The sequence below is a fragment of the Faucicola osloensis genome, assembly GCF_020041925.1.
Lineage (GTDB): Bacteria > Pseudomonadota > Gammaproteobacteria > Pseudomonadales > Moraxellaceae > Faucicola > Faucicola osloensis_D.
The window spans coordinates 496815-510382 of the sequence record NZ_CP083409.1; the positions used below are offsets into that span (position 1 = coordinate 496815).

Consider the following 13568-nt stretch of genomic DNA (forward strand, 5'->3'; position numbering starts at 1 on the left):
TTAAGATGGTTTAAACTGATTGGCGTCTTGTACTTGGTTGATTTGCTGGTTCAGCAGTGCCAGCAAAGATTGGTTACTAGGTAGCTGCTTTGCTAACGATTTGGCTTGGGTCAGTGATGTCACCGCGTCTTTTAGCTCATTGCGCCATAACTCGCCATACGCGCGATAGCGTAACGTATTGATGCGATGAATCAGTTGCTCATCACCGCTACGATGTTTTGCGAGTAGTTGACTGGCTTGCTGCAATCGATCCCAAACCATGACGTCACGGGGATTTTGCTTGGATAAGGGTTGAAGCAGCGCTAATACTTTTTGACCACTTTCTGCGGTAGGTCGATATTTTAAATAAATGTCACTTAGATAGCGTGGCACATCTGTGCGCTCAGGATACACAGAGGCGAGTTGCTGCAATTTAGCGATTGCCACATCGACATTGCCTTGCTGCGCCGCTAACTGACTAAATATCACGACTGCTAGGGGATTGGCGAGCGTGTTGATGTCCTCGTCAAAATCCTGCATTAAGCTTTGTGCCGCTTTGGGTTGTCCGTTATCGAGATAATAATTAATCAGCGCAAGCTTGGCACCTTTACTGGTTTTTGCCCCTTGTTCCAAATCGGCTTTGTTGACTAGATAGCCATAGTAGCGAGCACGCCACTGGATTTGTTCAAATAGCTGCGCACGCTGCTGTTGAATAGATTGATAACGGTTTGATGCCATATTAGCCTGACTATCACTCTTGTAAGTTGCGACTCGCGCCCTTGCTTCACTGATTCTATCTGCGGTGAGCGGATGACTTAAAATAAAACTGGGAATCAAGGTGTTACTTTTGACAGGGTTTTGTTGGTCTAGGGTGGCAAAGAAGCTGGGCATGGCATTGACATCATAGCCCGCTTGGTTCATGATTTGCATGCCAATACGGTCAGCTTCTCGCTCTTGACCACGGCTATAGGAAGCAGCAGCGTTGGCCGACATCGCCTGAGAGCCTAGCATGACAGCGGCAGCGGCATCACCATCCCCGACTTTAGATGCTGCCACGCCCGCCAAAAGACCGCCTGCCTGCATCAGTAGCTGTTTGGTTTTTTCATCATTGCGATGTTGATAATGGCGCTGGCTGACATGGGCAATCTCATGCGCAACGACGCTCACTATTTCATCCAGACTTTTGGCTTTATCCAACAAACCGACATTGATACCGATAAGCCCAGACGGTACTGCAAAGGCATTGATTTGCTTGTCATTGACAATCACTAGCCCCATGGGTGCGTTGAGACCTGCTACTGCATTGATTTGCCACACAATTTGTTCAAGCGATTGCTGCAACCAAGGGTCTTTTATCAGCGCTGCATTGCCGTTGATTTGTCGAAGCGCCCACTCACCGACTTGGCGATTTTGCTCGGTATCGATGAGCGCTTGCCCATTGTCCATAGCGGCTAATTGGCTATTGACCTTGGTAGGCTCAGCACTTGCAATCATGACTGGATTAAAAGCGGGCGCACTTTGATAGGCGAAGTTATCTACCGCAAAAACTGCTGTTGATAGGGTACTTAATACAGCAACTACGGACGTTTTTCTTAATAAATAACTAGCAGATAAATAACTAGCAAGTGGATTGATGGGCATGCGCGACCTTTGACAGCGAATTAGCTTAGAATGATGTTTAAAAAATGATATTTAAAAAAGGTAAATGCTAAATAATACTGCTCAATATACAAATTTCAGCAGCTTTAAAAAGCCAAATTTTGTAATGATATCTTGCTACAATCTACCGACCACTAAGTACAGGATAAAGGTTAGATTTTCAAAAATATAATGCTAACTTTGATTTATCTCAATCGTCTACACTTGTAATTTAGCCTATAATAACCACCTAACACACTTTAAATTTTCCAGTAGCGATTTTATTACCATGACGGATTCTTCTCAGATTACGCTAAATCCTGCCTTACTCTCAGATGACGCCTTTTGCCAAGATTGGGGATTGTTTCGCTCAGGCGAACATAACAATCTCAACATCAATGCTCAAATTGAGCACTATGTAAATGGTAAAGGACTCGCCTGCCCGATGCCGCTGCTTAAACTTAAAATGGCACTAAAAAAGACTGCGTTGGGTCATGCAGTGTATGTGACTGCAACCGACCCTAACAGCAAGCGTGACATCGCAGCTTTTTGTCAGCATGCCGGATATACACTGGTACAGCACACATCAATCACGCCGTCTGAAAATACAACAGACACAATCTTTCACTCGATCATAACCAAAAATTGCTAAACGCCTCTTACAAAAAAGCTGGCTTTAAGGCATACTAAATGACATAAATTAAAGGACAATTGACAGGCTATTTCATGGCTACAAAGACCAAAACAACGACAATAATAAAGACTGCCAGCGCGAAAAAATCGACCAAGCTTGACGATAAGCTCGATGACGATCCACACATTGCATTTGATGACATCGACGACGACGAACTCGATGAATTTGACGAGCCAGACTTTGATAGCTTAGGTGACGACGATATTGACCTTGCACAGCTCCCTGATAGTTATGATGACTATGATGAGTTAGTGGATGAGGCTGATGACGACTATGACGATGAGTTTGTTGAAAAACCACGAAAGATTGCATCGCGATCCCGTCAAAAGAAAGCCATGACCAATGCCCTTGTTCCTACCATGCCGACTGCGTTATCTGCCCCTGGGGTAAATTTAGGCGCGTATATCAACGCGGTTCATCAAATTCCTATTTTGACGGCAGAGCAAGAACAGGAGCTAGCGCATCGCTATACTGATGAAGGGGATGTAGAAGCAGCCCGACTACTGGTTATGTCGCATCTGCGATTTGTGATTCACATTGCGCGCAGTTATTCTGGTTATGGCTTGCCACAAGGCGATTTGATTCAAGAAGGCAATGTCGGCTTGATGAAAGCGGTGAAACGCTTTGACCCAAACAAAGGCGTGCGTTTGGTGTCTTTTGCCGTGCATTGGATCAAAGCTGAAATCCATGAGTTTGTGATTCGTAACTGGCGTATCGTCAAAGTGGCGACCACCAAAGCGCACCGCAAGCTGTTTTTTAACTTGCGCTCACTGAAAAAAACCAACAACCAGTTAACGCTCGAAGAAGCCGAAGCGATTGCCAAAGACTTAAATGTTACCGTCAAACAAGTATTAGAGATGGAAAGTCGTCTGACTTCGTATGATGCATCGTTTGAAGCGCAAAGTGATGATGAAGACGAAGGTCGCTATGCACCGCAGTATTTTTTAGAAGATGCGGCTGACCCAGCCGATATGGTAGAAGATGCCGATTGGGAAGAAAATAACAATTCAGCCTTGATGGAAGCGATGGAGGACTTAGACGATCGCTCGCGGGATATCGTACAGCAGCGCTGGCTCAATGAGCAAAAAGCGACCTTGCACGAGTTGGCGGCAGAGTACAATATCTCAGCGGAACGGGTACGCCAAATTGAAAAAAATGCCATGGATAAAATCAAAGAAGCCATGTTAGCCAATACCCATTTGCAGTTGGATTAACTGTCATGAATTGGCTAAGTATTGGCGCGATAAATATGGCAGTGGCGGTCGCCTGTGGGGCGTTTGCCGCACATGGGCTTAAACCGCGTTTGTCAGCCGAGCAGATGGCTTGGTGGCAGACGGGTACGCAATACTTTTTTTATCACGCGCTTGGGTTGTTGATTGTTGGTATGTTATTGCGTATAAACCTCACCTCCCCTACTATCGCGTGGGTGATGCAACTGGGTATTGTGTTTTTTACAGGTTCACTATATTTGATGGCTTTGGGTATGCCACGATGGCTCGGGGCAATTACCCCGATTGGCGGCACACTGTTTATTATCGCATGGATTTGGCTTGCGATCAGTGTTGCTAAGCACACCTCATCAATTTAACCGTATTTAACCATGATAGGAAGCGTAACAAAACAGGAAGCGAAATAATGCCACAAGTGACTTTAAATGGTGACGTCAAACAAACGTTACATCAAAATCTCTTACTACTATTGAATGAAATGGGGCAAACCCAAGGTCGTTTTGCCGTTGAAATCAACGGTGAATTGATTCCAAAAAGCCAATTGGCAAATGTCACCTTGCAAGATGGTATGAACATTGAAGTAGTGCAAGCGGTGGGTGGTGGCTAATCATATCAGCGTAAAAAAAAGCGGGTAAGTTACCCGCTTTTTGTTTTTGTGTTGCACTAATTTTTGGTCATGGCTAATAAACGATTGGCGGTTAGCCCGTGTAAAAACACCGACATCGCAATCATTACCACACAAATCACCCAAATTTTTAGCGCTTCATCACTGGTAAATACGCCTTTATTCATCGCATAGGCGATATAATACAATGTACCAATCCCGCGAATGCCAAGTCCTGCCGTTACCCAGCGTTCATTGCGACTCATCCCCAGTTTACCTAGACTAAAATAACCCACGATGGGACGTATCAAAAATATAAACGCCAAACATACCACATACACTTGCCAACTAAGGGTGACATCACTCGCTAACGCTTGACCCACCAATAGTCCCAAAAATACCATCACGAGCGACATCAGCAAACCTTCAATTTGTTCAGCAAAATCATGCAAGCCTTCATGATATTCATGTTCACATTCTGAGCGCCGAAGGGTTAACGCAGCGACGAATACGGCAATAAAACCATAACCATGCACAAACTCTGTGATGCTATAAGCCAGTAACATCAAAGCTAATACCATATAACTTTGCTCGACTTTATCAGGGTATGCCTTGGTGAATAGCCAATTTGCCAAAAACTTACCGACACAGTAACCCGCAGCCACCCCTGCAATGATTCGCCATAACACATCATAGCCCAACCAATGCAGCCAATCTTCTGCACCAAAACCCTGATTGAGTGATGCAGCCGTAGCAATCGCTATCGCTAAATACACGAACGGAAATGCCAGTCCATCATTGAGACCCGCCTCAGAGGTGAGGGTAAATCGGGTCACATCTTCTTGTCGTTCGGAGTTGGGTGGACCTACTTGGATGCTTGCCGCTAGCACAGGGTCGGTTGGCGCTAGCACCGCACCGAGCAAAATAGCCGCCGCCATACTCAGGCCAAAAATATAATGCCCCATTAATGCCATCGCGGCGATACCCACTGGCATCACAATCACCAATAGCCTTAAGGTCGGTTGCCAAGTTTTCCAATTGAGCGGACTATCGAGCTTGATACCACAACCGACCAACGAAATCAGCACCACCACTTCTGTAACTTTCTCGATAGGAACGCCATAATTAAGCGGATTAATTCTAGGCAGCCCCATAAAAAAATACCCTAGCAGTGCGCCAAAGGTAATTTGTATCATAGGTAGGGATATCGAAAGCTTGCGCGGTAGCACAGGAAAGAATGCCCCGATTAAAAACGCCAACCCTAAAAAAAGTAAAATCAAATTATAGTGTTCAAGCATACCCGTGTACCAAGATAAGTTGCTAAAAAAGCTTTGCAACTTGGTTTATATCATTTTGATTTATAGTACTTCAAATAACTGGGATTAAATATAGTTGCTATTGAGCAATTATTGCTAAGCCACGTTAATGCATCAAAGGTTTATCCCTTATGAATCCATTATGCAAAAAGGTGGGCATGCCATCAACCATTGCTGTTTAGCAAAATACCAAGAGATTTGTTAACAGTTCGAGAGTTGAGTTAAATTTAAAAATTCAGTTAAATTTAAAAGTTGAGTTATATTTGAAAATTTAGTTATATTTGACGGCTTAGTTAAATTTAAAAATTCAGCTAGAAAAGATTTTGACTGACCCTCTAATCACAACATTGCGGTCAAAACCGCACTTTACGCTGCGTAGAAGAACCGATGTTCATACCTTCTCGGTATTTGGTCACGGTACGACGGGCAATATCAATACCTTTATCTTGCAGGTGCTTCATAATACTACTATCAGATAGCGGTTTTTTGGGGTCTTCTGCCTCAATCATTTGCTTGATCATCGCACTGATAGCGGTTGAAGAAACGCCTTCCCCCTCATCACTACTGACTTGACTGGAAAAGAAATATTTTAGGCTAAATAGCCCTTTGGGGGTAACAATGGTTTTGCTGGTAGTAATACGAGAAACGGTTGACTCATGCAAGCCCACTTCATCTGCCACATCTTTGAGTACCATCGGCTGCATTGCCATGACGCCTTGCTCAAAAAAAGCCTGCTGACGTTTGACGATACAGGTTGCAACTTTTAGTAGATTTTGATTACGCTCTTCGATACTACGGATAAACAGCCGCGCATCATACAGCTGCTCTTTTAGATAAACGCCTTGCTCGCTGTTGTCATTGCGACTGACAAGTTTGGCATACACTTGGTTAATACGCAGTTTTGGCAAAGTCTCTGGGTTTAGGCTGACTTCCCAATGCTGTCCACGCTGCACGACAATAACATCAGGAATGTCGTAGCTTTCAATGCCATTATCGAGCTGGCGCTGTGATTTCTCATAAGACAGTGCAGGATTGGGGTTTAATGTGCGCAATAAGGCAAGCGCAGGCTGAATCTCAGAGACGTCAAGATTGGATGATTTAAGCAGGGCATTGATGTTATTGTTGGCAAAAAATTCTGAGTGCATCAAAATTTGCTTGGCTGCTTGCCAAGCGGGGGTATCACTCGGTAATTTATTGAGCTGAATCAGCAAGCATTCTGCCAAATTTCTTGCACCAACGCCCAATGGCTCGCAGTTTTGTATTTGCTTAACCACAAGTTCAATGTCTTCAAGCGCCAAGTCCACGTTTTCAACTTGATAAAATGACAACATGGTATCAAAACTTTGAAATAGTTCATCATTCGATAATGTGATAAAACCGCGCTCGTCCATGCTATCAATCAGATACTCCGCCATCAGCATATCGATGGTGGAGAGCCGTCTTAAATTCAGTTGCCAACGGACATAATCTTGAATATTTCCTTGCGTAGCAAGCTTATAATCATCCTGACTGTCTTCGCTATCAATGCCAGTGGCTGCCGAAGATTCATAGCTATAGATATCATCCCACTGTGCATCCACCGGCATATCGATTTGCTGGCTGCTAAGATGCTCACTACTATCTATCCCGTCTAAGCCAAATTCCTCATCATAGCGATAATCGCTGTCTGCATAACTGTCCCTATTGTTGTCCCCATAACTGTAACTATCACTTGCATACTCATGCACTGCCGAAGGTTCACTGTGCTCGGGATAATCTTGGCTAGCAGAAGCAGGATAAACATCATCCGACGCTAGATAATCTTCCAACCCCTCAGTTTCATGATGGGTATAGTCATCCACATCAACTTCAGGCAACTCAACACCTTCTACTTGATAGTCATCATCGTCATAGTCATAGTCGTTATCCATGTCTTGTTCTGGATAGTTTTCGCCATCGGGTAGGTTATCGGCGTCGTCATAAGACGTCTCCCACTCTTCTTCACGCTCAAGCAGGGGGTTGCTATCAAGTTTAAGCTGCACTTCTTGTTCAAGTTCAAGACTCGATAATTGCAGCAAGCGAATTGCCTGCTGCATTTGTGGGGTGAGTGTCATCCCCGTCGTTAGCTTTGCCCCAATACCAATTTTCATAACGCGTTTTTTTAAGCCTTACTCTAATGAGGTTAGTTTAGATGGTGTGTCCATGCTCTGCTAGGTTGCTAGTTTAGTATTGTTTCAACAAGATATGCTAGTATTTTTTGACATTCAGCCGTATATTAATTATCTGCACTTAGCTTCGCTTTACTTAACTGTGCTTAGCTTAACTTTACTTAGCTGCAGCAACCCCAAATTTCCCTAAATTTTTTGCTTAAGAAATCACACCATGACAAAATTGACAAAATTTGCGATTGTTGAACTCAATAGCCAGACCGATATCTTAGCAAATCTTCAATCTATTGAATTAGGTATTAAAATTGCCAGTGAACGCGGCACCCGCATGGTGATTTTACCAGAAAACGCTTTTTGTTTTGGCAACCAGGGTTTTGCCAGTCAATATTTTGACGCCTTAAAAGCTTGGTCGGCACAGGCTGCCCGCCACTATGGTGTGTATCTGCTGGCAGGTACCTTGCCCTGCCCGTATCGACCTGATGGCACGCCTGTGGCTGACGGCAAACTTCGCCAAAGCTCACTATTATTTGACCCTGCAGGCGACTGCTTAGCGCGCTATGACAAAATTCATTTGTTCAAAGCCACCGTCAATGATAGCACAGGCAACTATGATGAAGGTAGAACCTTCGAAGCCGGTAATGAGCTCATTTTGGCGGATACCGAGTTTGGCAAAGTCGGCATGATGGTATGTTTTGATATTCGTTTCCCCACCCTTGCAGTCAAACTACGCGAACTAGGCGCAGATATATTGACCGCGCCTTCGGCGTTTACCTATCAAACAGGTAAAGCACATTGGCACGCCCTACTCACCGCAAGGGCGCTCGATAGTCAATGCATGGTCATTGGCGCAGGTCAGACGGGTGACCATGTGGTCAATCCCTCAGCGCCTAGCAACGTTCGCAGCACTTGGGGGCATAGCGAATTTATCAGCAGTGATGGTGAGAACGTTTTCACTCAAACAATCGACATAGCAAACGATGCAGTAACCCGAGATTTTGATATCACAAACAATTTAGCGCATTTACCTTTATCTGCCAAAGCGTCAAGCTGGCTGGCTAAGTCAGATGGTCACCCAGAGTTTGACCAAACTGCGGTAAAAACAACCCCATCACAGCAAGCCCCGACCGTGATTTTCGCCGACTTTGATGCGGATGCGCAGCAAATAACTCGGCAGAATATTGCGTTGCTCGAATGTCAAAAATTGACTATCATAGCAAATAATACCTAACGACCCGTAAGCGAAAAATGGATAATCCACTTTTTGAATATTTAAAGAATAGCCCAATTTTTAGCCGTCTTGATCCTTATATGTTTCAAGTGGTCGAAAACTCACTACATTTTAAACAGTTGAGTCCGCAAGAAGTATTATTTACAGAAGGCGAGCATGGCGATTTTATGGCGTTTTTGCTGATTGGTGAGCTATCAGTCATTAAATACAGCCCTTCAGGGGCAGAAATTAAAGTCGGTGAAATTCGGGCGGGCGAAAGTACCGGTGAAATGGCACTGTTAGATTTATTAACTCGCTCCGCTACCATTAAAGCCACCAGCCTGTGTGCGCTTGTCACCTTGTCTCGAGCTGACTTTGAGCGACTTTTGTCAGATTATCCTCGTATCGGTGTTGAGATGCTGCGTGGATTAGCGATTATCTTGAGCCTTAATCTTCGCCGTACTTCTGAGCATTTGACCCGCGCGGTAAATGCTTAAGATGGCTAAGGCTGATGTGGCTAGGCTTAAGTTTAATATTTTTTTCATGTTTAATATTACTGCTTAACCTGCCTATTATTGTGAGCTATCGTCGTGAGCGGGGATGCGCTTTATCATACACTTGCGATAAATGCCCAAAATCCAAATGGGTATAAATCTGTGTGGTACTAATATCACTGTGTCCTAGCAATTCTTGAACACCACGCAAATCACCACTATCACTTAAAATATGTGACGCAAAACAGTGCCTTAGCAAATGCGGGTATAAATCTTGTGCGATGCCGGCACGTTTGGCCTGTAGCTTGATACGCAGCTGCACGGTGCGTGTTGAGATACGCGTCCCATAACGCTCACTGACAAATACCGCAGGGTCTTGCTCCTCCACCCACAGCGAGCGATGCGGCAAATAGTTGATGAGTGCTTGCCATGCTTTTTCGCCAATCGGTACGATGCGCGTTTTTCCGCCTTTACCAAGTACTCGTAACAGCCGCTGTGATTTGTCGATGTCAGACATATTAAGTCCCACGAGCTCGCCGACCCGTAAACCACTGCCATACAGTAATTCTAGCATGGCTTTATCGCGCATCCATAACCGCGCTTCATGGCTATCTTCTGGCGCAGCTTGGTCTAATAACTGGGATAATACATCGATATCAAGTAATGTGGGCAAGGGTCTCGGGGCGCGTTTAAGACGTATGGTCGTGGTGGGGTTTAGTGTCATCAGCTGCTGAGCAATCAACCATTTGTAAAGTTGGCGCAACACGGTCAGTTCATATTGACTACTGGATTTGGATATTTTATCGACATCCAATCGTTGAATTAGGAAATCTGACAACTGCTGACGGGTGATGTGACAAAGCTCGGTATGTTGCTCATAGCAATACGCCAAAAAAGGCTGTAGCGCTTGGCGATAACTTTTGATAGTCGCCGCGCTATAACGCTTACTGCTTAGCTCAGCAAGCCAGCGATCTACCAAAGCTTGATCATCGGTATTGAGCACAGTTTCTGCCGCATGCGGTATTAAGTGGGTAGGCAAATCATCGTTTGCTGAATTGAGCGCAGTTTCTGCCGCATGCGGTATTAAGTGGGTAGGCAAATCATCGTTTGCTGATTTGCCTACACGGTTGCCCTTTTTCCCTTGACTATTTTTGCCTTGACTTAGGCTACGGCTAGTTGTCATAGTGTCGGTTAGCGAGGTTGGGGGCTATTCATGGTAAGGATGTCCCTCATCTGAGCGATGTTCCTCACTTGGTTGTGCCGGCGCAAATTTTAGCCCCGCACCTGCCATCAAACCCTCAGGACTAAAGACGCCTTCATACACAAAGGTCGCAGGACCGGTCATATACACAGGATAGCCTTCTTGCCAACGAATCACCAAACTGCCGCCATACAACTGGGCGCGAATATCCACGCCTTCATCTAGCCAGCCTTCACGCACACCTGTGACAACGGCAGCACACGCGCCCGTACCACAAGCTTGCGTTTCGCCCACGCCGCGCTCATACACACGCAGCCTGATATGGCGATTATTCATCACCTGCATAAACCCCACATTGACGCGCTCAGGAAATGCAGGGTGGCTCTCAATGGCTTTACCGAGTTTTTCCACCTCGGCGGTCAATACATCATCTACTTTGATGATGGCATGGGGATTGCCCATATTGGCGACATAGAGTGTCACAGGCGTACCATCAACATTGAGCCGATATGAATTTTGAACTTTAGTAATGGTTTTGGGGGTAAAAGGAATCTCATCGGGCTCAAATTTTGGTTTACCCATATCCACTTTTACCCAGCCATAATCATCGGTGCTAAGGGTGATAATACCGCTGGCGGTTTCTACCCGAATACGCTGTTTAAATGACAATTTACGCGCCTGCACAAAGCGGGCAAAACATCTAGCGCCATTGCCGCATTGCTGCACTTCACTGCCATCTTTGTTAAAAATACGATAGCGAAAATCGACATCAGGACGGCTTGGCGGCTCAACAATCAGCAACTGGTCAAAGCCAATGCCTAAGTGTCTATCCCCTAACAACGCTACCAACTCTTTGGTCAAGTGAAGTCGCTGTGTGACCAGGTCAATGACCATAAAGTCATTCCCCAGTCCATGCATTTTGGTAAATTCAATTAACATTGTTATTCCTTAAAATTATTTTGATTTATGCACGCTATCTTATCATGATAGCTGATTTTTTATAAGGTAATTGGGGAACAAAAAAACCTTAGCAAGTCAAGCAATTTGGGCTTGGTTGCTAAGGTTTTGGTTTCAGTTGCTAAGGTTTTGGGCTCAGAGGAATCAATAAGGCTTAGCGTTGCCAGCAAACCTTACAGGATAGATTTAATCTACCAATTTTTCGTTTTGCCAAAGGCTCTCAACCGTTTCACGCTCGCGAATGACATGGGCGTGACCCTCTTTGACTAAAATTTCACAAGCACGTGGGCGGCTATTATAATTGCTCGACATGACAAACCCATACGCCCCTGCGCCTGTGATGGCTAGGATATCATTATCAGCCAATGCTAACACACGGTTTTTTGCCAAAAAGTCGCCCGTCTCACAAATCGCCCCGACCATATCCCATACTTTGGGTTCAACCGGTGAGTTCAACTGTATAGGGATGACTGCCATCTCTGACTGATAAAGTGCCGGACGAATCAAATCATTCATCGCGGCATCGACAATGGCAAAATTTTTGTGTTCGGTAGGTTTTAAAATATCCACGCGGGTCAATAATACACCTGCATTAGCAACGATGCTACGACCTGGCTCTAAATAGAGGGTTAAGCCTAAAGTTTTCAGTTTTGGTAACAGTAACTGCGCAAATTCTTCAATACTTGCAACGTCTTCGTCAATATACTGCACACCCAAGCCACCGCCCAAATCAATATGCTCAAGCGCAATACCTTGCTTGGCAAGTGCGTGAATCATCTCAATGACTTTATCCAATGCATCCATAAAAGGCTGAACTTGGGTCAACTGCGAGCCAATATGGCAATCAATACCGACGACTTTTAGGTGCGGTAGGTCATGGGCAATTTGGTAGATACGGGGCGCCTCTTCATGGGTGATGCCGAATTTATTTTCTTTGAGCCCTGTAGAGATATATGGATGGGTTTGCGCGTCGACATTGGGATTGACGCGTAGCGAAATTGGCGCTTGCTGCTGTAGTTTGCCTGCCACTGCATTGATGCGGTACAGCTCAGCTTCTGACTCGACATTAAAGCAAGCAATCCCTACTTCAAGGGCACTGCGGATATCTTCGGCGGTTTTGCCAAGTCCTGAAAATACGATTTTTTTGGGGTCGCCACCTGCAGCCAAAACCCGCGCAAGCTCGCCACCTGTGACAATATCAAACCCTGCCCCTGCTTTGGCAAGTGCGTTTAATACGGCAAGGTTACTATTGGCTTTTACCGCATAACAAATCTGATGGTCAATTTCAGCAAAACTATCATCATAAGCTTTATAGGCTGCCAAAATCGCCTGCTGACTATACACATAGGTCGGTGTGCCGAAGGTCTTTGCGATATCCGCAAGACTGACGCCATCCATCATCAAGCCATTGCCATCATAACTCAGAGCGTTGATTGATTTGACGTGTTCGGTCGGATTGATCGCTAAGCTTGCGGCTGCATCATTAGTAATCATTTTTACCTCCAACCGATGGCACCGATGGCGTGGTCGCTGAGTGAGGCGCTGATTGCGGCGCTTGGGTTGCGTTATTATCAATCATGACATTGGGATCTTGGGTGTTGACATCGACTTTGGTATCAGAGGCATTGGCAGTGGTGCTGGTCGGTTTGGCGGCAGCATCGACTACTTGTTGGCTATTGTTGCTGGGTAGGTACAATGCCCCTTTTTGCCCACATCCTGTCAGCATATGGGTTGCCAACATCACCGTCAGCACGGCGATTGTTGGGGATAGTTTTGAAATTTGCATGAATGCCCTTAATTTTAAGAATAAAATAAGTGTAAAAATAGAATTTGCGATGGGGTTATTGTAGCTGTTTTTGCGTTTTATAAGCAATTATCTCACCTTATTAAAGATGAGCGTTAAATCCATGATTTCTGTTAAATTTTCATTTTGTTGAAACTATCGTTGTTGTGATATGCTTTTTCGCTATAGTGATGACAACAAAAATTTGGCAAAAAATTACCACAATACAATTTTTTTAATCTACAATAAATTACTTAAGACAAGGATAGCTTAAAATTTAATCCAGTTAGGAAGGGGCTTGTTGCAAGGAGTGCACAAG

The 13568-nt window shown here is 44.8% G+C and carries 13 protein-coding genes; 6 read left to right on the forward strand and 7 right to left on the reverse strand.

Going from position 1 to position 13568, the window contains the following annotated elements; translation table 11 throughout:
- A complete protein-coding gene (locus LAJ61_RS02125; protein WP_224054296.1) occupies window positions 1–1620 on the reverse strand; it encodes a M48 family metalloprotease in 1620 nt (539 codons plus the stop codon).
- Between the two features lie 286 nt (window positions 1621–1906).
- On the opposite strand from LAJ61_RS02125, the gene LAJ61_RS02130 reads away from it, so the two are divergent.
- The 4 genes from LAJ61_RS02130 (at window position 1907) to thiS (ending at window position 4147) form a co-directional block, all read left to right on the forward strand.
- Window positions 1907–2269: a sulfurtransferase TusA family protein gene (locus LAJ61_RS02130; protein ID WP_224054297.1), complete on the forward strand. Its 363-nt coding sequence runs from the start codon at window positions 1907–1909 to the stop codon at window positions 2267–2269.
- 74 nt (window positions 2270–2343) lie between these two features.
- Window positions 2344–3525 (forward strand): RNA polymerase sigma factor RpoH, encoded by a 1182-nt coding sequence (gene rpoH / locus LAJ61_RS02135; protein WP_224054298.1) that lies wholly within the window; start codon window positions 2344–2346, stop codon window positions 3523–3525.
- A 5-nt stretch (window positions 3526–3530) separates the two neighbouring features.
- Window positions 3531–3899, forward strand: coding sequence for a DUF423 domain-containing protein (locus LAJ61_RS02140; protein WP_224054299.1), 369 nt, complete (start codon window positions 3531–3533; stop codon window positions 3897–3899).
- A gap of 47 nt (window positions 3900–3946) precedes the next feature.
- Window positions 3947–4147, forward strand: coding sequence for a sulfur carrier protein ThiS (thiS, locus tag LAJ61_RS02145; protein ID WP_144918115.1), 201 nt, complete (start codon window positions 3947–3949; stop codon window positions 4145–4147).
- 56 nt (window positions 4148–4203) lie between these two features.
- Here thiS and LAJ61_RS02150 read toward each other — a convergent pair whose 3' ends face one another.
- Window positions 4204–5442, reverse strand: coding sequence for a cation:proton antiporter (locus LAJ61_RS02150; protein ID WP_224054300.1), 1239 nt, complete (start codon window positions 5440–5442; stop codon window positions 4204–4206).
- A gap of 371 nt (window positions 5443–5813) precedes the next feature.
- On the reverse strand, window positions 5814–7589 hold the full coding sequence (gene rpoN, locus LAJ61_RS02155) for an RNA polymerase factor sigma-54 (protein WP_224054301.1): 1776 nt from the start codon (window positions 7587–7589) through the stop codon (window positions 5814–5816).
- A gap of 232 nt (window positions 7590–7821) precedes the next feature.
- On the opposite strand from rpoN, the gene LAJ61_RS02160 reads away from it, so the two are divergent.
- Together LAJ61_RS02160 and LAJ61_RS02165 are read left to right on the forward strand one after the other, a co-directional pair.
- Window positions 7822–8835: a nitrilase-related carbon-nitrogen hydrolase gene (locus tag LAJ61_RS02160; protein WP_224054302.1), complete on the forward strand. Its 1014-nt coding sequence runs from the start codon at window positions 7822–7824 to the stop codon at window positions 8833–8835.
- A gap of 17 nt (window positions 8836–8852) precedes the next feature.
- A complete protein-coding gene (locus LAJ61_RS02165; protein WP_060995495.1) occupies window positions 8853–9311 on the forward strand; it encodes a cyclic nucleotide-binding domain-containing protein in 459 nt (152 codons plus the stop codon).
- Window positions 9312–9396: 85 nt separating this feature from the next.
- Here LAJ61_RS02165 and LAJ61_RS02170 read toward each other — a convergent pair whose 3' ends face one another.
- The 4 genes from LAJ61_RS02170 to lptM all read right to left on the reverse strand — a co-directional run bounded on the left by LAJ61_RS02170 (window position 9397) and on the right by lptM (window position 13252).
- Window positions 9397–10491, reverse strand: coding sequence for a tyrosine recombinase XerC (locus tag LAJ61_RS02170; protein WP_224054303.1), 1095 nt, complete (start codon window positions 10489–10491; stop codon window positions 9397–9399).
- A gap of 24 nt (window positions 10492–10515) precedes the next feature.
- Window positions 10516–11448 (reverse strand): diaminopimelate epimerase, encoded by a 933-nt coding sequence (gene dapF, locus LAJ61_RS02175; protein WP_224054304.1) that lies wholly within the window; start codon window positions 11446–11448, stop codon window positions 10516–10518.
- A 204-nt stretch (window positions 11449–11652) separates the two neighbouring features.
- Window positions 11653–12960, reverse strand: a complete 1308-nt coding sequence (gene lysA / locus LAJ61_RS02180) for a diaminopimelate decarboxylase (RefSeq protein WP_409034979.1) — start codon at window positions 12958–12960, stop codon at window positions 11653–11655.
- A complete protein-coding gene (lptM, locus tag LAJ61_RS02185; RefSeq protein WP_224054305.1) occupies window positions 12950–13252 on the reverse strand; it encodes an LPS translocon maturation chaperone LptM in 303 nt (100 codons plus the stop codon). The genes lysA and lptM overlap by 11 nt, the downstream gene beginning before the upstream one ends.
- Between the last annotated feature and the right edge of the window lie 316 nt (window positions 13253–13568).